Genomic DNA, 20004 nt, shown 5'->3' on the forward strand with positions numbered 1-20004 from the left:
GGAATAATGTGGATAATAGACTAAAGGTATTATTTGTTTCTCCAGAAGTCGACCCATTTATCAAAACAGGCGGTTTAGCTGATGTAGCAGGTTCACTGCCGCAAGCGATTAAAGAGTTAGGAGTAGATATTAGAGTTGTATTACCGGAGTATAGTCAAGTTCCGGATGAATATCTTAATCAATTAGAACATCTTCTGCATTATAGAACCAAAGTTGGCTGGCGTGATGAGTATGTGGGAATCAATAACCTGGATAATAAAGGAGTACCAACTTATTTTATTGATAATAAACATTACTTTGATCGAACCGCTGTATACGGTCATGATGATAAACAGATTCAGTTTGCTTACTTTTGTCGTGCTGTGCTGGAGATGCTGCCTAAAATTGGTTTTCAGCCTGATATTATTCACTGTAATGACTGGCAGACGGGGCCAATAAGCATCATGTTAAAAGAGAATTATAAACTATATGATTTCTATCAAGATATCAAGACTGTCTATACTATTCATAATTTGCGTTATCAAGGGAAATTCGATAGAGAAATTTTAGAAGATGTCTTAGCTTTGGATTCGGCCCATTGGGAATCGGGAGTTGTAAAGCATGATAATAATGTTAATTATATGAAGATGGGAATTAATATGTCAGATACTGTCACTACAGTTAGTAATACTTATGCGGAAGAGATTAAGACTCCTTATTTTGGTGAAGGTCTTGATTATGTGATTAGAATGAATGCTGATGATGTTTATGGAATTATTAATGGTATTGATTATAAGAAGTATAATCCAGCAGTTGATGAGGAAATTTATGCAAAGTATGATTTGGAGAATCTAGAAGGAAAAGCTGAAAATAAGAAGAAGCTTCAGAAAGATATGGGACTGTCTGCTAAAGATGTCCCGGTAATTGGTATGGTATCGCGCTTGGTAGAGCAGAAAGGTTTGGATTTAATTGGCCAGGTGATTGATGAATTGATGAACGAGGAGATTCAGTTTGTTATTTTAGGTACCGGAGAAGAGAGATATGAAGAGATCTTTAAAGCAGCGGCTAGCCGATATCCGGATAAGATTGCTGCTAATATTAAGTATGATTCTACATTGGCTAAGAAGATTTATGCCGGAAGTGATCTATTTTTGATGCCTTCTAAATATGAACCCTGTGGAATAGGTCAGTTAATCAGTCTACGCTACGGTACAATACCGGTAGTTAGAGAGACAGGCGGTTTAAATGATACTATTCAGTCTTATAATGAAGAAACTGGCAGCGGAAATGGTTTTAGTTTTACCGATTATAATGCCGATGATATGTTATATACTATTCGCCGAGCAGTTAAATTTTATAATCAGCCTTCAGAGTGGCAGGGGTTAGTGAAGAATGCAATGAAGAGTGACTTTAGCTGGCATAATTCGGCTGAAGAATATTTGGAGTTATATCAGAATACTATAGCTCAAGTTTAAAAGGAGAGGATAATGGTGACTTCTGGAAATTTATTAGAGAAAGCAGTAGCAGGTCACCTTCTCCCCATTAAAATGGGAAGCTTGGGAAAATCATTTTAGTGTAAGGTGTCCAGGGTAAGTTAGTTATCTAGCTACGTTATGGTAGTTACGATACCTTAAAGTGCCTCCCTAGCTTTAAGCTCTATCGCCTAGCATTAAATAACTCAATGGGAGTACAATAGAGTAGTGTGTTAAGCGTAAAAGCTACCATAACTTACCCGAAGGGAGCGTAGACATTACTTAAAAGTCTACCGTTACCTTATTTTAAGAGAGTAGATACCTTATCTACTTAACCTAAACCAAAAAAGGATGTGTTAAAATGGTATTTGTGCTCAATAAAGACAAAACTCCACTTAATCCTTGTCATAACGGTAAGGCTAAGTGGTTATTAGATAATAATTATGCTGTAGTGCATAAGATACAACCTTTTACAATCAGACTTAAAAAGAAAGTTACTAATCCTAATTTGAAGGACTATACACTTAAAATTGACCCTGGGAGTAAAACAACAGGGTTAGCTATCAATAACGGCAGTCAAGTAGCGTTTTTAGCTAATTTGCATCATCGAGCTGATACTATTAAGCAAAACTTACAAACCCGTAGAGAACATAGGCGGTTTAGACGCTCTCAATTGAAGTATAGAGAAAAACGTTTTGATAATCGTAAGCGGGGAGATAACTGGTTACCACCGAGTGTTGATTCTATAGTTAATAACATTAAAACCTGGGTGCAGCGGTTAAAGAAGTTATGTCCTATCAGCAAAGTAGTAGTTGAAATGGTAAGATTTGATACCCAGAAAATGCAAAATCCTGAGATCGAAGGTATAGAGTATCAGCAAGGCACATTACAAGGTTACAATGTAAGAGAATATTTACTTTATAAGCACAATCACACTTGCCAATACTGTGGGGGCGAAAGTGGTGATCCAGTTTTGGAAGTTGAGCATAAAATTCCTAGCTCACGTGGCGGTACAGATAGTATCAAAAACCTTACTCTATCATGCAAGACTTGTAATCAGGATAAAGATAATCGAACACTTAAAGAATGGTTACAGGACTTAAAAGAGCAGGATTTCCGCAAAAAGCTACCTAAAGTTCGCTACAAAAATGTAAAGCAGATACTTGAAAGTAAAGTAGATATTTCACTTAAAGATGCAGGTAGAGTCAATAGTTATCGTTATAAGTTGTTAGATCAGCTTAAAAGCATTTGTAGCAATATTGAAACATCAACTGGTGCTAAGACTAAGTATAACCGCAATCAAGTAGCTGAATTAGAGAAAACTCATTATTTTGATGCGTTATGTGTTGGGACTGCTAAGCAAGAATATAGTTTTCAAAAAGGGTTTAAAGTGTTAAGTATTAAAGCAACAGGTCGAGGTACAAGACAGCGTACTTTGCTTGATAAGTATGGGTTTCCAAGAGCTTATCGTTCACGTAATAAGTATGTAGATAACTTTAAAACAGGCGATTTAGTTAAAGCAGTAATTCCTAAAGGTAAAAACAAGGGAGTTTACTTTGCTAGAGTATCTACTCGCAAAAGTGGTTACTTTAGGTTAGATTGTTTTAATGGCAGTAAAGTTGATGGAGTAAATAGTAAATATTTAAACTTACTACAACGAGGAGCTGGTTATAGCTATAGTTTTGAAGATATAGCTTAAAGTCAGAACCGTCGCCATTCCTCTCCTCAATAAATTAAGGAGTCTCCTGGCGACATTTTCATGAAATTAAAGAAATATTAGCTGAAAAGGAAGATATATGCAGCTGTGAACAGTGCCGGAATGATATACTTGCTTTAGCTTTGAATAAAAAAGGCTCCTCATCATGATAGATGATTTATAGTAAAAGAGATAATATTTATTTTGATAAAGTTTCTTTCTAATTCTGAATTAGAAAGAAACTTTTTTTATTTAGATAAGAATAAGTGACTATCTAAAGAAATTATAGAAACATCTAAAGAAAATTATATTTTTAATCTAAAAAAATTGATATAATTATCATGAATAGTAAATAAGTATTAACTTTTCTAAGTTAATTGAATGGAGGGCTAGAATGAACGATAAAAACCAGGCTATTAATTTCTGGATTATGAATTTTTTATTATTTTTATTTTGGTTTTTATTATCTGGAAGCTTTAATTTTTTTAGTATAGTTATTGGATTAATTCTATCTTATTTAATTTTCAATTTATCAATAAGATTTTTTGGTAATGAGCTAGAGTTCTGGTATCGACCACGGCAGTTGTTGTTATTAACGAATTTTTTTGTTAGTTTAATATCAGAAATTATAAAAGCTAATCTCAATATGGCTTGGATAATAATTAATCCTAAATTGCCTGTTTCACCGGGGATAGTTAAGTTTAAAACTGGTTTAAAATCTGATTTAGCTAAAGTTATTTTAGCCAATACAATTACTCTTACGCCTGGGACATTGACAATAGATATTAATGGAGATGAATTTATAGTACATATAATTGCTAAAGAAAGTATAGAGGGGCTTTTGTCTAATGAATTAGAGAAATTATTATCTGAAATAGAGGGGAATTAATATGGGATTAGTCTTTAAATTAGCTATTGGTACGATAATTTTCACTAGTTTTCTCTGTCTTTATAGAGGGATTTTAGGTCCTAGTGCAGTTGATAGAATTATTGTAGTAAATACTATTAATACCAAAGTAGTAGTTATTTTAGGATTATCTTCGTGTGTATTTGATAATTTTCTTTATTTAGATGTAGCTATTGTTTATGCTATGATGAGCTTTATCTTTACAATTGCTGTAGCTAAATATAAATTAAAAGGTAACTTATCTTAAGGAGGAGTAAAGATGAGCTTTATTATAATAGGATTAATTTTTACAGGAGTTTTTTTCTTTATAGTAGGAACTATAGGCCTAATAAGGCTGCCTGATACTTATAGTCGAATTCATGCTCCGACTAAGTGTGATACATTAGGGTTGGGTTTAATTATCTCAGGTATGATTCTGTATAATGGCTTGTCAATTCATTCAGTTAAAATGTTACTCATTCTTATTTTTCTCTGGATAACGGGTCCTGCTGCTGCTTCAGTTATTTCCAAGGCAGCAATAGAAAATGAAGTGCCATTTAGCGAAGGAAGTTTTTGTTATTATCAAAATGATGAACTTAAGAAGGAAGTAGTTAAAGATGGTCAATAATATCACTCTTCTGTTGTTACTTTTATTAGCTGTTAGTGCTTTAATTGCGACCCAAATTAAAGATTTATTAGCAGCTATAGTTGTTTTTGGAGTTTATAGCTTAATTATGTCCATTATCTGGCAGCAGATGAAAGCGCCGGATTTAGCTATTACTGAAGCAGTGGTAGGAATAGTGATTTCTATAATGTTTGTAGTGTTGATCAGTAGGACAGAGAGGTGGGAAGAGTAAAAAAATTAATATCGATAATTTTCATTCTAAGATTTGTAGTTGTTAATGATATGTTTACTTTTGATAGTGGAGATATAATTGAAGAAATGGGATAATTTAATTAGGGGGAATAACTTTGCAACATTTAGTTGTAAAAAAGATAACTGAAATTTTACTACCATTTTTGCAGATTTACGGTTTTTATGTTCTTTTAAATGGTCACCATTCTCCCGGCGGAGGTTTTGCTGGTGGAGCAATTTTGGGGGCTAGTTTAATTATTTATTCTTTAGTATTTGGAATTAAAGAAGCCAAAGATAAAATACCACATGTTTTGTTAACTATCATAAATAGTATAGGTGTTTTAATTTATATTTTGTTAGGAATAGCAGGTGTTTTTCTAGGTGGTAATATTTTAGGTAATGGAGCATTATCACTGGAATTGGGATTATTTCTAGAATCGGCTATTGGTTTGGTAGTTGCTGGAGTTATGACTTCTTTTTTTTATAAGTTGGTTGAGGAGGAATAGTAGTGGACTTAATAGTTAAATTAATTCAAAATATACATTATTTCATTTCTTTATTTTTATTTTTATTGGGGTTTTATACCATGTTAGCTAAGTCTAATTTAGTTAAAAAAATGATCGGATTGAATATTATGGATACTTCTATCTTCTTGTTTCTTGTTTCTACTGGTTATATTAAAGGAGGAAAAGTACCATTAATTCATAATGCAGATAAAGTTCTTAGAGTTAATCCACTTCCTCATGCTTTAGTACTGACGGGAATAGTGGTTAGTTTTAGCATCAGTGTCTTTGGGTATGCTCTAATTATTAAGATTTATTCTCATTATGGTACTATAAATACTAAAGAAATTTCTAAAATGAGGGGTAATGACAAATGAACATAAGTGAACATTTACCTATATCTATAGTTTTATTTCAATTAATTGTGGGTGTTATGTTGCCTTTGTTTCACAAATGGAAAGAGAGTTTTACATCAATCATTGTAGCTTTTGCTGCTATAATTAATGTATTAATTTCTAGTGCTAGTATATTACAGATATTAAAAAGTGGAACTAGGACTTATCAATTAGGAGGCTGGGCTAGTCATTTAGGAATTGAAGTGGTCTTTGATAATATTACTGCATTAACTTCCTTACTTATTTCAGTTATCTTTATGATTATCATTTTTTATGCAATTAAGGGAATTGAAGAAGAAATAGACTCAAAGCAGGTTGGGCACTATTTTTCATTATTCTTTTTTCTAAATGCAGCAATGTACGGTATGGCAATGGCTTTTGATATTTTTAATCTTTATGTCTTTATGGAGATATCATTGATAGCTTCAGTCGGTATTGTAACAATCAAGGATACTCCCGAGGCGATTCAAGGAGGATTTAAGTATTTAATTCTGAATGCTATTGGTTCTAGTACTATTTTATTAGGGATTGGAATGATCTATCAGACTACAGGATACTTAAACTTTATTTGGATTGCTCAAGAGATTAATTCTGCTTGGGCTAATTCTCCACAAGTAATTACAGCAGTTATTGGATTATTTATAGTAGGATTTAGCTTAAAGAGTGCTCTATTTCCATTACATATTTGGTTGCCTGATGCCCATTCAGCTGCACCTACACCTTCAAGTGCTATGTTGTCCGGCTTGATAATAAAAGTATACTGTATTTCATTAATTCGAATTATTTATATAGTTTTATCTCCTCAAGTATTAGAAGCTATTCCCTTAGGTTCTATTTTAAGGATTTTAGCTGCTATTTCAATATTATTTGGTTCCTTCTTTGCTATTCTTCAGACTGATATTAAACGAATGCTGGCTTATTCCAGTGTTTCTCAGATTGGATATATTGTTTTAGGTTTTTCACTTTTTACTCAATCCGGTCTGCAGGGTAGTTTGTTGCATGTAATTAATCATGCTTTTATGAAGTCAGGCTTATTTTTAGCAGCAGGAAATATTATTAAAAAAACAGGAATAAAGAAGATAAATAGATTATCAGGTTTAGGAAGGAAGATGCCAGTAACTTTTACTGCTTTTTCATTGGGAGCTTTAGCAATGATTGGGATTCCACCGTTGAACGGTTTTTTCAGTAAGTGGTATTTAGCCTTAGGAAGTTTAGAAGCAAATATGCCCATCTATTTAGTAGTAATTATAGTGAGTAGTTTGCTTAATGCTACTTATTATTTACCAGTAATTGTTAAAGGCTTCTTTTATGAATCTCAAGAAAATCTAGATGGATTCAAAGAGGTTAAACCTAGTCTTTATATTCCACCAATATTGCTAGGGAGCAGCTGTCTAGTTTTAGGTTTAGGCATCAAATGGCCGATGAAAATAATTGATCAAGTAGCTAAGACTTTATTAACGATGGGAGGATAAAAAAATGCCTACTTTTTTAAAGCCAATTGCTCCTTGGTTAGTTATTTTATTTCCAATATTGACTTTACCGCTTAAGTTTTTCTTAAAGCGGATCAAAAAGACAAGAGAGATATTGGCTTTAATCGTTCCTGTTATTACTACATTATTTGTATCTTCTTATTATTCGTTGATTGTTAACGGAGAGGTTCTGACAAATACAGTATTTAAGATGAATAATATATTGAACATATATTTTCGGGTTGATGCAGCTAGTTTTCTCTTTGCTATTGTATCTTCCACGCTCTGGATATTTACTATTATTTATTCTTTTGGTTATATGAAGGAATATCAAAATAAGGATCGCTATTATTCGTTTTTGATATTGGCCTTAAGTGTTACTATGGGGGTTGCATTTTCCGGAAATCTATTAACTTTTTATATGTTTTATGAATTACTTACTTTAATTACTTATCCATTAGTAATTCATGTTCAGACTGAAGAGGCTATGGATGCTGGTAAACAATATCTTACCTACTCTCTTAGCGGTGGAGCATTAATTTTGCTGGGAATTATGTTTGTAGCCTTTTTAAATGAAGGTGTAGTTTTAAACTTTATTCCTGGTGGTTTAATCAGTAAGAGTTTATTGGAGACAGGAAGAAGTCTAGAAATTACTTTATTAGTATTTTTAGCTGGTTTTTCGGTTAAAGCAGCAGTGATGCCGTTGCATCGCTGGTTGCCAGCGGCGATGGTAGCTCCAACGCCTATCAGTGCTCTCTTTCATGCAGTGGCAGTGGTTAACTCTGGAGTTTTTGGAATCATTAGAATTGTTTACTTTGTTTTTGGACCTGAAATTGTTATCTCACTCTGGACAGGAAAGCTATTTTTAGTCTTGATTTTAATAACTATTGTTTTAGCTTCCATAATTGCCTTTTTTAAGGATAATCTAAAGCGGCGATTAGCCTATTCAACAGTTAGTCAGTTGGGGTATATTTCCCTGGGAGCTTTTTTATTGAACTTGGAAGGGTTAAGCGGTGGTATCTTACATCTTTTTAATCATGCTTTAATTAAGATTACGCTCTTTTTCTGTTCTGGTGTTATTTATATTGTAACTCATAAAAAGAAGATTAGCGAGATGGCAGGAATCGGTAAGAAGATGCCCTGGACAATGGGGGCTTTTGCTATTGCTTCTTTGGGTATGGTAGGGATTCCGCCATCAGTAGGGTTTAATAGTAAGTGGTATTTAATGTTAGGCAGTTTTAATCAAGGTTCACTGCTTATAATGGGGCTTCTAATTCTAAGTGCAATGCTTAATGCAGGTTATTTCTTACCTATAGTAGTTTCGGCCTTTTTTAAAGAACCTATAACAGATTTTGAAGAACATCAAGGCTTTTTTGAAGCACCAGTTAGTATGTTAGCACCAACAGTAATCCTAGCTATTGCAACAATTGGTTTTGGTATATGGTATCACTTTCCAAGTTTGGTAGTAGAAGTAGTAGTACAGAATATTTTTTAGAGGTGATGATAACAATGATAGATCTTGAATTAATACCGATACTATTAGTTATTTTACCTTTATTAGGAATCGGTTTGGGCTATTTAACCAAGAAATATTCATTCTGGGCCGTACTAACTACAGCGGCTAATCTGATTTTAGCTATTTATCTTTTCAAACCGATATTTGCTGGTAAGGTAATAGAAAAGTCCTATAGTTTCTCTATCTTTCCCGCCGGACTTTATTTTAAGGTAGACCTATTAGGTTATATCTTTTTAGCAATTGTCTCCTTTGTCTGGGTATTGGCTACTGTCTATTCAGTATCCTATATGAAACAAGAGGAGAATGTACCTAGATACTATGTCTTTTTGTTAGCGACATTATCATCGATGATGGGAGTCTTTGTTACCGGTGATTTCTTCAGTCTATTGTTATTCTTTGAGATGGTAACGATAATTTCTTATGTATTAGTGGTTCATAATGAAAGTGAAGAGGCTCATTATGGTGGTAATTACTATTTATATATGGGAGTAGCTGGTGGATTATTGATTTTATGGGCAACAGCCTTAATTTATAAATTTACTGGCAATTTAATAATTGAATCGGCTTTTTTACAACTGAGCCAATTAGGAGTCATAAAGTATGTAATTGCTTCAATGATGATTATTGGTTTTGGTGTTAAAGCCGGCATGTTTCCAGTTCATATCTGGCTGCCTAAGGCCCATCCGGTAGCACCAAGTCCAGCCAGTGCTTTGCTATCAGGGATAATCATTAAGGCTGGTGCTTACGGTATTCTAAGGGTAGTAACCACACTTTACTGGCCGGTAGGTGAGATCCATGAAATAATTACATTACAGAATATAGGTTTCGGCTTAGTTATATTTGGTGCAATTACTATGTTTCTGGGGATGCTTCGAGCCCTTTTTCAGTGGAATGTCAAGCGAATGTTGGCTTATTCCAGTGTATCTCAGATGGGGTATATTTTAATGGGCATTGGTGCAGCCGGTTATTTAGGAACCCACGGTACTTTAGGATTCAGTGGTGCAGTATACCATATTATTAATCACGCTCTCTTTAAAAGCAGCGCTTTTTTGATCATCGGAGCTATTTATTTTACTACTCATGAGATGGATCTAAAAAAATTAAGTGGAATAGGCCGCAATTATCCAGTTTTGATGGTAGCCTTTATAGCAACCTTATTTGGAATCGGCGGAATTCCTGGGTTTAACGGCTATGCTAGTAAAACATTAATTCATCATAGTTTATTAGAAGCATTTCATCTTCATCATGACTTCTGGATTTTAGCAGCTGAGAAGATATTTATCATTACCAGTGCTGGAACACTTTGTTATTTTCTTAAGATCTTCTATTATATTTTTATAAAAGAAGAAAAAACTGATCAGGAAGATTTACCAGATATGCCTTTCTTAATCCAGATAGTAGTTTCTGTGCTTGGAGTCTGTATATTAGTTTTAGGACTTATACCTGATATGGTAGTTAAGAATCTATTCCAACCTTTATATCAGGCTTATAGTCTGGATGTATCAATAGCGAAGCATGTTCATTTTTGGAGCTGGGGAACATTGTGGGATAGCATTTCTTATCTTCTAGCTGGAAGTATTCTTTTTGTATTTGCTGTTAGAGGTTCTTGGTTTGAATTTAGTTTATCGAAGGGAATAAGTATTGAAAAGTTTTGGTGTGGATTTTTGGATTATTACTTTGGAATATATAATCAGGTAAAGAAGGTTCGGGTTATTCTGCAGGATATTGGTAACTTAATTTTTGGTTTAATTTCTGATATTTTGCTACAGATTGACCTTAATGTTAAAGGTAAAGAGGGTGGAGCAACGATTAAAAATCTTAATTTTAGCACCTTGATAGTTGCATCTTTACTGTTAGTAATTTCACTTATTTTTATGTTATATTAGTTATTTAATTTTTTGTGTCAAAAGAGTAAGGGGGAGCAATATGGAGAATGTAAAGAAGTCTGCAACTATTGATATCAATGATTATGAGTTTATTGTACATTTATCTACTGAAGATAATGGTACGGCGAGGTGGGAAAAATGAGGAAGGTCATAGTGTTTTTAATTATTCTTGCTTTAGGCTTTACAGTTGCAGTTATTGTCAGTGATATGCCGACTTTTGGCAGTAAGATGGTGCCTAGTAATAATCAGGTCTCTCAGCATTACATTAAGAATAGCGTTGAAGAAACCAAATCTCACAATATTGTAGGGGCTATTTTAGTAGATTATCGAGCTTATGATACATTAATTGAGATAATTGTTCTATTTACCACTTCAGTTATTGTAAGTTCTTTGTTTATTATTCAGAATTCAGATAATTCTGCTTCTCAAAATAAATATTAATTATCTTTAAGCTCACTTGATTGTGAGCTTTTTTTATTTTTGATAGATCAGGACTGTTACAAATAATTTTAATATCAAACTTAAATAAGATGATTTTACATTAATTAGGATTTCTAAAGATATTTAAGACATCACTAAAAAATTTTATATTTTCTTTAAAACTTTAGTGATACAATACAGATGATGATTGAGTAGTGTGTAAAAAAGGAGGGGATAGATATATGGATATTGTATTGGGGTTTAGTTTGTTGTTATTCTGTGGGTTTATAGTTGGTAGTTTACTAAAAAAATTAGGAATTCCTTCGATTACTGGTTATATTATAACTGGAGTAATCTTTGGAGAATCTGTTCTGGGAATTCAGACCTATGAGCAGGTAGAAACTTTAGTTCCTATTACTAATCTCGGATTAGGAATAATTGCTTTAACTATCGGAGAAGAATTAGTGCTTGGTGAGTTAAAGGAATTAGGTGCAAGTATATTTAATATAACTCTATTACAGTTTCTAGCAAGCTTTATGTTTGTAGTTGGAGGAATGTTATTATTTGATGTTGCATTACCATTAGCTTTAATTTTAGGAGTAATGGCTGCTACTACTGGTCCAGCTGCTATTACAGCAGTTATTGAAGAGTACAAAACAGAAGGACCATTTACTAATACACTATTAGCTACAGTAGCATTGAATGATGTTCTCTGTATTATGGCTTTTGGTTTAACTATGACAGCTGCAGAGTTACTGGTTAATGGTAGCGGTGGTTCTATATTGACAATGTTATCTATGCCGGTAATAGAGATAGTTGGTTCCATAATTGTAGGATATCTTATTGCTTGGTTATTTTCTTTTCTTGCCCATAAGATTGATCATCAAAAGGAGTATCTTTTGATTGTTTTAACTGTGGTATTAATGACTATGCAGTTAGCTGGTAGATATCATTTATCACCTTTATTGATTAATTTAATGGCTGGTTTTGCTTTGACTAACTTCTTCAACGCTCAACATGAAATAAGAGAGGTTATTGAAGCAGTTGAAGTCCCTATTTATGTTGCATTCTTTACTTTGGCTGGTGCTAAATTACATTTGGGTGCTCTATTTAATACAGGGATTATTGGAATTGCTTTTATATTCTTTAGGGTTTTAGGAAAAATTCTTGGAGCCAGAGCAGGAGCGGTTATTTCCAATAGTATTCCTTCAATAAAGAATTATTTAGGAGTAAGTTTAATTGCACAGGCAGGAGTTGCTGTTGGATTAATATTTATAGCAAGTTCAAATTTCCCCCAGTTTAGTGATATAATAACTTCAGTTGTATTAGCTTCTGTAGCTATTAGTGAATTACTTGGTCCTCTAGCAGCTAAATTAGGCTTAACTAAGGCTGATGAAGTTAATAAAGCAGTTGAAGCGGATGGCTGTTCTATAAAAAAAGAAATTAAAATTTCCTCTACTACTTAAATAATTCCTAGATATCATTTGTTATTTTATTATTGATAAGATATAATTTAGAGTGTTCAATAATGTAATGATATAATGATATTAGGAGGTAGGAGGATTGAAAATGGAAAGAGAAAGAAAACCAGAGTTTTTTGAAGCATTATTACCTGTTTTAATTACAGCAGTTTTATTATTTACAGGAATAGTATTTTTAGGAATTGATCCTCATATTCCCTTAGTTTTAGGTACTATAGTAGCAAGTATTTTAGGGGCCAAGCTAGGATTTAGTTGGGAGGAGATTAAGGATGGATTATTGGACGGTATTAATATTGCTATGTCATCGGTAATTATTCTTTTGATTATTGGAATTGTAATCGGTGTTTGGATCTTAAGTGGTACGGTACCAACAATGATCTATTATGGGATGAAACTATTATCACCAAAGATATTTTTAGTAGCAACTGCATTAATCTGTGCAGTAGTTTCGGTATCTAGTGGTAGCTCATGGACTACAGCTGGAACAGTTGGAATTGCATTAATTGGTGTTGGAGAAGGTTTAGGAATACCTTTACCTATGGTAGCAGGGGCAATTATTTCTGGTGCTTATTTTGGAGATAAGATGTCGCCTTTGTCGGATACTACAAATTTAGCTCCAGCAATGGCGGGTAGTGAACTGTTTGAACATATTAAGCATATGATCTATACTACTGCACCTGCATTTATAATTTCATTAATTTTGTTTTGGATTTTAGGACGTAATTTTGGAGCGGAAAGTTTAGATGCTGAAAAAATTGATCTTATTTTAAATACTTTGAATCAGACTTTCACTATTAATATCTGGATGTTAATACCAGCAGTGGTAGTCTTTACTATGGCTGCAATGAAACTTCCGGCGATTCCTACTTTAATTTCTGGTTCTGTAATTGGCGGTGTTTTTGCTATGTTATTTCAGGGAGTCGGTTTTTCAGCTGTAATTAATGCCATGCATTATGGATACAGCAGTGAAACTGGAGTTGAGGTACTTGATAGTCTGCTTAGCCGCGGCGGGTTAAATAGTATGATGTGGACGATTTCTTTAATTTTATGTGCTTTAGCTTTCGGTGGAGTATTAGATAAAGTTTCGGTTCTTGAGGTTATTGTAAATAAGATATTATCCTTTGCCGATACGACTGGAAAGTTAATTGCCAGTAATATCATTTCCTGTATTGGTGCCAATGCATTATTAGGTGATCAATTCTTATCTATTATTGTACCAGGAAGAATGTATAGAGCTGCTTATGAGAAGAAAGGTTTACATCCTAAGAATCTATCCCGAGTATTAGAGGATAGCGGTACATTAACAGCAGTTTTAATTCCTTGGACAGCAGGGGGAGCCTATATGGCTTCTACTTTAGGGGTAGATACTATTGCTTATCTACCTTATTGTTTCTTTAATCTATTAGTGCCAGTGGTTTCTATGGTTTATGGCTTTATGGATATTACTATTGAACCATCAGAAGCTTCAGAGTCAGCAAGTAATGCCCAAACTTCAGAAACAATTACTTAGTTATATTAATCTCCTGATGATATCATCAGGAGATTTTTTGTTAAATATTTAAGTTTAGACTTTAGTTTGATATAATTAAATAAAATATGAATAGAAAGGATTGAGTAGAATGAAGTATATCAGTACTAGAGGTAATTATGATAAGGTAGATGCTTCGGAAGCGATAAGGTTAGGAATGGTACCTACTGGAGGTTTATTTGTCCCCGAAGAGATACCTACATTAAGTAGAGAGACAATTAATTCTATGCAGAATAGTTCGTATCAGGAGATTGTAGAGAAGATTTTGGATGAGTTTTTGACTGATTATACAGAGCAAGAATTACAGGAAGCAGTTGCTAAGGCCTACAATTGTGATAACTTTTCTGTTGAAGAGATAACTTCGCTATATAAATTAGATGATAACAGCCATGTTCTTGAATTATGGCATGGTCCAACAGCAGCATTTAAGGATTTAGCATTACAGGTTATGCCTTATTTATTAAGCCAGGCTATAGAAAAGGAAGAGACGGATAAGGATATTCTAATTTTAGTAGCTACTTCTGGTGATACAGGTAAGGCTGCTCTGGAAGGTTTTAAGAATGTGGATGGAATTGAGATTATTGTTTTCTATCCTGAAGAGGGAGTAAGTCAAGTTCAAAAGAGACAGATGGTAACTACCACAGGAGATAATACTGCTGTGGTAGCAGTAGCCGGTAATTTTGATGACTGTCAGAGTAGTGTTAAAGAGATTTTTGGAGACCAAAACTTCAAAGAAGTTATTGCTGACAAAGGATATCAGCTTTCTTCGGCTAATTCAATTAATTGGGGTAGGTTAGTGCCGCAGATTATCTATTACTTTGCTGCTTATGCTGAATTACTTAATCAAAAAGAGATTAAACCGGGAGAAGAGATTAATATTACTGTGCCTACCGGTAACTTTGGAAATATTTTAGCCAGTTATTATGCTTATCGAATGGGATTGCCGGTTAATAAATTCATTTGTGCTTCTAATGATAATAAGGTATTGACTGATTTCTTTAAAACAGGTGTTTATGATAAAAATCGCGACTTTAAGAAAACAGTTAGTCCTTCTATGGATATTCTTATCTCTTCTAATTTAGAACGGTTCTTATTTGAAGTGACCGGTCATGATGCCCAGAAGGTAACTAACTGGTATCAACAGTTAAAAGAGGAAGGAAAGTTTGAAGTAGATGAAGAGACAAAAGATAGAATTAATGAAATCTTTGTTGGTGAGTATGCTACTGAAGATGAGACTAAGGAAACTATTCAAGCTGTCTATCAGGAGCATAATTATGTAATAGATCCTCATACTGCAGTAGGAGTTAATGTATATAATAAGTATTTTAATAACTATAACGATAAAACAACAACGGTAATTGATGCTACAGCCAATCCATATAAATTTGGGACTACCGTTTTAAGTGCCATCAATGATTCTGTAATTACGGATGAAATGACTGAATTTGATATTTTAGAGGAATTAAATGAGGAAACTGGAGTTGAAATTCATTCTGGTTTAGAGGGATTAGCTAATCAAGAAATTAAACATGAACTTAAATGTAAAGTAGATGGAATTAGAGATATTATTCAACAGGTTCTGTAAAATAAATTAAACCGCAAAGATAAAGGCCTTTATCTTTGCGGTAAATTACTTTATTTACATTTCATGTTGTGGAAAATGAACTTCTTCGATAGATTCAGTGATTACTTCAATTGCTTCGAAGTCTTTATCTCTTTCTTTAGATGTTATATTATACAGTCGATCATAATACTCTTTAACCATTCTCTGGGCTGAAAATTGTTCGTGAGACATATCGATACTGGCCTGCATCATTTTTTTCCATTCTTCATGGTTTTCGTAGTAGGTGGGGATTACTTCATCATATATAATCTGGTGTAAAGCTCTTAAGTCCTGTTCATCTTCGCTTAAATGATTATACTCTTCATGGAGTACTTCATCGATTAACCAGCCGCTAACGCCGTGTTCTGGTCCTTCTGCTAACCAGCCGTCAACTACACTTAAGTTTAATACTCCATTCATAGCTGCCTTCATGCCGGAAGTACCGCTGGCTTCTAAAGGACGGCGAGGATTATTAAGCCAGACATCGGACCCCCTTACCATTTTGCGGGCAATATCCATATCGTAATTTTCTAAAAAGACTACGCTGTCTGTATATTTCTGTTCCATCTGAACTAAGTTTTGGACAATATCTTTGCCGGTATCATCATTAGGATGTGCTTTACCGGAGAAGACTAGTTGGATCTTTCCTTCACGCAGAAGCGGATCAATAGCATCTGCATCTCTAAAGATCAATTCGCTTCGCTTATAGGGAGCGGTTCGCCGCGCAAATCCAATAATTAGTGAATCAGGATTTAAATTAGCTCCGTCGACCTCTTTAACATAATCGACTAATTCTTGTTTCAGTTCATAATGCGGCTGCCAGAGATCTTCTCCGGCTTCATAGGCATTCTTTATCCGTTCATCCTGCCAGGTTTTGGCATGGACTCCATTAGTGATTCCGATAATCGGTGCTTTATCATCCACATCCTTCCACATTTCTTTAGTTGTTTCCTGGTGAAGATCGGAGACTCCATTGGTAATTGAAGAGAGTCTGAGGCCGGCTACTGTCATGTTAAATGGATTATCACCGATTTCTTTCATCTGTTTATAATTGAGGCTGTTATAAGCCTTCATATGCTGTAGAAGGCGATGTTCATGAATCTCATTTCCTGCTCTGACAGGAGTATGAGTGGTAAAGACAATTTCTTCTCGAGTAGCTTCCTTAGCTTCATCAAAGGACATACCTGCTTCCATTTTTTCTCTGATTAATTCAACACCTGCTAAAACGGCATGGCCTTCATTGAAGTGATACTTATCAACATCAATATCAAGCTTGCGTAAGGCTCTTACCCCGCCAATTCCTAGTACCATTTCCTGGGCTAAGCGGTCCTTGTCATCACCACCGTATAATTTACTAGTAATCCAGCCGTGTTCACTTTCAGGAAAATTAGTATCCAGTAAATAGAGTGGAGCATTATCGTATTTGTCTACTAATCTTACTTTACAGTCAACCTCTTCTCCTTCGATATTAACTGTTACAGTAATACCGGTATCGGTTAAGAAATCAAAATCAAATGTAGGAAAGGTATCATAAGGTCTACCATCTTCACCGATATATTGCTGGGTATAATCCTGTTCCCAGAGGATACCGAGTCCGATTACTGGTAAGTCTAAGTCAGCAGCAGCTTTAAGATAATCACCGGCTAAGACACCTAAGCCGCCGGAATAGATCGGTAATTCTTCATCAAGACCATATTCCATACAGAAGTAGGCGATATTTGGTTTGTTCTGCAAGTTAATCCTCCTTTATAATTTAGTTAGTGTTATTATTATTGGACAGTTAGATAATTATTTTGTCTTGTTTTTAGTATTCTGTTAATTGAAAAATATATGCATATAAATAGTTAGTAGCGTTAAATAACTCTTCAATAATTATGAATTGACAGAAAGAATAATCTATTATATAATTTATATGAATAATTGTTCACATATTAGAATTTAAAATGGTATATTATAAAAAAGGAGGTAAATTAATGGCTAATACTTATAAGGCTGTAGCTGGATTAAAAAAGGAATTCCTTTTACAGGGGCTTGGCTGTGCTAATTGTGCCAGTAAGATGGAGCATCGTATAAATGAACTGGATAATGTTAAAACAGCTGAACTTAATTTTACGGTCCAAAAGTTAATTATTACAGTAGAGGATGAGAGTGAACTTGATGAAACTATTGAGGCTGCCGAAGAAATCATTCATGATTTAGAACCAGAGGTTGAAGTAAAGGAAGCTGAAGAAGAGAAGGACTCAGAAAGTATTATGGATAATGCAGAAATTAAACGGAAAGGACTGCGAATAACTGTTGGAAGTTTCTTCTTTATAGCTGCTCTTATAGCTCCAGTTTCATTTAATTTTAAGTTAGTTTTATTTATAACTGCTTACCTGACTATAGGTGGAGGTGTTCTCAAGCGGGCGGTAAGAAATATTAGCAAGGGCCAATTCTTTGATGAGAATTTTTTGATGGCACTGGCTACTACTGGTGCTTTTGCTATTCAGGAATTTCCAGAAGCAGTTTCAGTAATGTTATTTTATCAATTAGGCGAGTTACTCCAGAATATTGCTGTTGATAGATCGCGGCGTTCAATTAAGGATTTGATGGATATTAAAGCAGAGTATGCCAATCTAAAGACGGAGACTGGAGTTAAAGAAGTTGACCCGGCTGAAGTGAATATTGGAGATAGAATAATTATTAAACCTGGTGAAAGGGTTCCACTGGATGGTAAAGTTATTTCAGGAGAAGCCCAGATGGATACTTCGGCTTTAACCGGTGAGTCAGCACCTCGGAAAGTAGAATCTGGCGAAGATATTTTAAGCGGTTTTATCAATAAAACAGGGGTATTGACAGTTGAAGTAAAAAAAGAATTACAGGAGTCTATGATAACTAGAATTCTGGATTTAGTTGAGAATGCCAGTGCTAAAAAAGCACCGACTGAGAAGTTTATTACTAAGTTTGCTCGCTACTATACACCTGCTGTTGTCTTTGTAGCTTTGGCCTTGGCTACTCTACCACCGCTATTATTAACAGATGCTCTTTTTGCTGATTGGATTTATCGGGCCTTAGTCTTTTTAGTTATTTCCTGTCCCTGTGCATTATTAATCTCAATTCCGTTAGGATTTTTCGGCGGGATAGGAGCTGCTTCTAAAAGAGGGATTTTGGTTAAAGGAGGAAATTATCTTGAGGCTTTGAATAATCTTGATAGAGTTATCTTTGATAAGACCGGTACTTTAACTGAAGGTAACTTTGAAGTTGATGAAGTTATAGCGGCTAAAGGTTATACAAAGCAGGAAGTTTTAGATTTAGCGGCTAAAGTAGAAGTCCATTCTAACCATCCTATTGCTCAATCAATTCTTGCTGCTTCTTCGAAAGATATCAATGCTGAGGATATAGAAGGATATGAAGAGCTCTCTGGACAGGGGATTAAGGCTAAGATAGCAGGTGAAGAAGTATTAGTAGGAAATGAAAAGTTGTTGTCCAAGTTAGCTTTAGAAAGTAACAGATATAAGTCAGAAGATAAGACAGTAGTTAATGTAGTAGTTGAAGAAGATTATATCGGATCTATTTTAATTGCTGATCAGATTAAGTCTGATGCTAAAGAAGCTATTGCTGAATTAAAAGAGTTGGGAATTAAAGAAGTAGTAATGTTGACTGGAGATAATAAAATCGTAGCTGAGAGGATAGTCGATAAATTAGGGCTGGATAGCTATCAGGCGGAGTTATTACCGAATGAAAAAGTGAAAAAAACAGAAAGACTCCTTGCTCAAAGCAGTAATGATGGTAAGTTAGCTTTTGTGGGAGATGGAATCAATGATGCTCCTGTATTGGCAAGAGCAGATGTAGGAGTGGCTATGGGAGGCCTAGGATCTGATGCTGCTATTGAAGCTGCTGATATAGTGTTAATGACTGATGAACCTGCTAAATTAGGAGAAGCTCTAGAAGTGGCTAGTGATACTAAAAGAATAGTCTGGCAGAATATTATCTTAACTTTAGGTATTAAAGGAATTGTAATGGCTTTAGGAGCTGTAGGGATGGCTACAATGTGGGAAGCGGTCTTTGCTGATGTAGGTGTTGCTTTATTAGCGGTATTGAATTCCCTTCGAATTATTAAAAGTAAGAAGTAAACGGAAATTAGGATTATTTTAGATAATTTATTCTTGACAGAGGCTTTAAATTATGGTATTATACTAGGTGGAAATTAGAAATATGAAGAAATATTGTTAAGGAGGTATGAAATATGGTATCATTAAGTGAAATAGTTGGTGAAGAAGCTGAAGAAGATATTTCTAAGTCAGTTGATGAAGGTGATGCTGCAGAGGAAGAGTC

At 34.3% G+C, this 20004-nt stretch carries 18 protein-coding genes; 17 read left to right on the forward strand and 1 reads right to left on the reverse strand.

The genetic code is table 11. The features are described from left to right. Positions 1–8: 8 nt before the first annotated feature. From glgA to thrC, 16 genes are all read left to right on the forward strand, one after another. Positions 9–1454 (forward strand): glycogen synthase GlgA, encoded by a 1446-nt coding sequence (gene glgA / locus acear_RS05710; RefSeq protein ID WP_013278057.1) that lies wholly within the window; start codon positions 9–11, stop codon positions 1452–1454. Positions 1455–1812: 358 nt separating this feature from the next. Further along, positions 1813–3150: an RNA-guided endonuclease IscB gene (gene iscB / locus acear_RS05715; RefSeq protein WP_013278058.1), complete on the forward strand. Its 1338-nt coding sequence runs from the start codon at positions 1813–1815 to the stop codon at positions 3148–3150. Positions 3151–3215: 65 nt separating this feature from the next. Beyond that, positions 3216–3317 (forward strand): late competence development ComFB family protein, encoded by a 102-nt coding sequence (locus acear_RS13010; RefSeq protein WP_083771391.1) that lies wholly within the window; start codon positions 3216–3218, stop codon positions 3315–3317. A gap of 224 nt (positions 3318–3541) precedes the next feature. After that, positions 3542–4036: a Na+/H+ antiporter subunit E gene (locus tag acear_RS05720; RefSeq protein WP_013278059.1), complete on the forward strand. Its 495-nt coding sequence runs from the start codon at positions 3542–3544 to the stop codon at positions 4034–4036. Between the two features lies 1 nt (position 4037). Further along, positions 4038–4301 carry an MrpF/PhaF family protein gene (locus acear_RS05725; RefSeq protein ID WP_013278060.1) on the forward strand — a complete coding sequence of 88 codons (264 nt, stop codon included), beginning with the start codon at positions 4038–4040 and terminating at the stop codon, positions 4299–4301. Between the two features lie 12 nt (positions 4302–4313). Then, positions 4314–4661: a monovalent cation/H(+) antiporter subunit G gene (gene mnhG, locus acear_RS05730; protein WP_013278061.1), complete on the forward strand. Its 348-nt coding sequence runs from the start codon at positions 4314–4316 to the stop codon at positions 4659–4661. Further along, positions 4651–4890 carry a Na(+)/H(+) antiporter subunit B gene (locus acear_RS05735; RefSeq protein ID WP_013278062.1) on the forward strand — a complete coding sequence of 80 codons (240 nt, stop codon included), beginning with the start codon at positions 4651–4653 and terminating at the stop codon, positions 4888–4890. The genes mnhG and acear_RS05735 overlap by 11 nt, the downstream gene beginning before the upstream one ends. A 115-nt stretch (positions 4891–5005) precedes the next feature. Beyond that, positions 5006–5395, forward strand: a complete 390-nt coding sequence (locus acear_RS05740) for an MnhB domain-containing protein (protein ID WP_013278064.1) — start codon at positions 5006–5008, stop codon at positions 5393–5395. A 2-nt stretch (positions 5396–5397) separates the two neighbouring features. Next, positions 5398–5769 carry a sodium:proton antiporter gene (locus acear_RS05745; protein ID WP_013278065.1) on the forward strand — a complete coding sequence of 124 codons (372 nt, stop codon included), beginning with the start codon at positions 5398–5400 and terminating at the stop codon, positions 5767–5769. Then, positions 5766–7259 (forward strand): complex I subunit 5 family protein, encoded by a 1494-nt coding sequence (locus acear_RS05750; protein ID WP_013278066.1) that lies wholly within the window; start codon positions 5766–5768, stop codon positions 7257–7259. Before acear_RS05745 ends, acear_RS05750 begins: the two co-directional genes overlap by 4 nt. Positions 7260–7263: 4 nt before the next feature. Continuing rightward, entirely contained in the window at positions 7264–8751 is a 1488-nt protein-coding gene (locus acear_RS05755) for a monovalent cation/H+ antiporter subunit D family protein (protein ID WP_013278067.1), read from the forward strand. Positions 8752–8765: 14 nt separating this feature from the next. Further along, the gene (locus acear_RS05760) at positions 8766–10658 is read left to right on the forward strand and encodes a complex I subunit 5 family protein (RefSeq protein ID WP_013278068.1); all 1893 of its coding nucleotides are present in this window, start codon (positions 8766–8768) and stop codon (positions 10656–10658) included. Positions 10659–10811: 153 nt separating this feature from the next. Continuing rightward, entirely contained in the window at positions 10812–11099 is a 288-nt protein-coding gene (gene mbhE / locus acear_RS12115) for a hydrogen gas-evolving membrane-bound hydrogenase subunit E (protein ID WP_148217683.1), read from the forward strand. 221 nt (positions 11100–11320) lie between these two features. Further along, positions 11321–12544, forward strand: a complete 1224-nt coding sequence (locus tag acear_RS05770; protein ID WP_013278071.1) for a cation:proton antiporter — start codon at positions 11321–11323, stop codon at positions 12542–12544. Between the two features lie 103 nt (positions 12545–12647). Then, on the forward strand, positions 12648–14069 hold the full coding sequence (nhaC, locus tag acear_RS05775) for a Na+/H+ antiporter NhaC (RefSeq protein WP_013278072.1): 1422 nt from the start codon (positions 12648–12650) through the stop codon (positions 14067–14069). A 109-nt stretch (positions 14070–14178) separates the two neighbouring features. Next, positions 14179–15672, forward strand: coding sequence for a threonine synthase (gene thrC / locus acear_RS05780; RefSeq protein WP_013278073.1), 1494 nt, complete (start codon positions 14179–14181; stop codon positions 15670–15672). 54 nt (positions 15673–15726) lie between these two features. Here thrC and glgP read toward each other — a convergent pair whose 3' ends face one another. Further along, positions 15727–17424 carry an alpha-glucan family phosphorylase gene (gene glgP, locus acear_RS05785; RefSeq protein WP_013278074.1) on the reverse strand — a complete coding sequence of 566 codons (1698 nt, stop codon included), beginning with the start codon at positions 17422–17424 and terminating at the stop codon, positions 15727–15729. Between the two features lie 239 nt (positions 17425–17663). On the opposite strand from glgP, the gene acear_RS05790 reads away from it, so the two are divergent. Beyond that, the gene (locus acear_RS05790; protein ID WP_013278075.1) at positions 17664–19802 is read left to right on the forward strand and encodes a heavy metal translocating P-type ATPase; all 2139 of its coding nucleotides are present in this window, start codon (positions 17664–17666) and stop codon (positions 19800–19802) included. Positions 19803–20004 lie beyond the last annotated feature (202 nt).

The sequence above is a fragment of the Acetohalobium arabaticum DSM 5501 genome (genome assembly GCF_000144695.1).
GTDB classification, from domain to species: Bacteria; Bacillota; Halanaerobiia; order Halobacteroidales; family Acetohalobiaceae; genus Acetohalobium; species Acetohalobium arabaticum.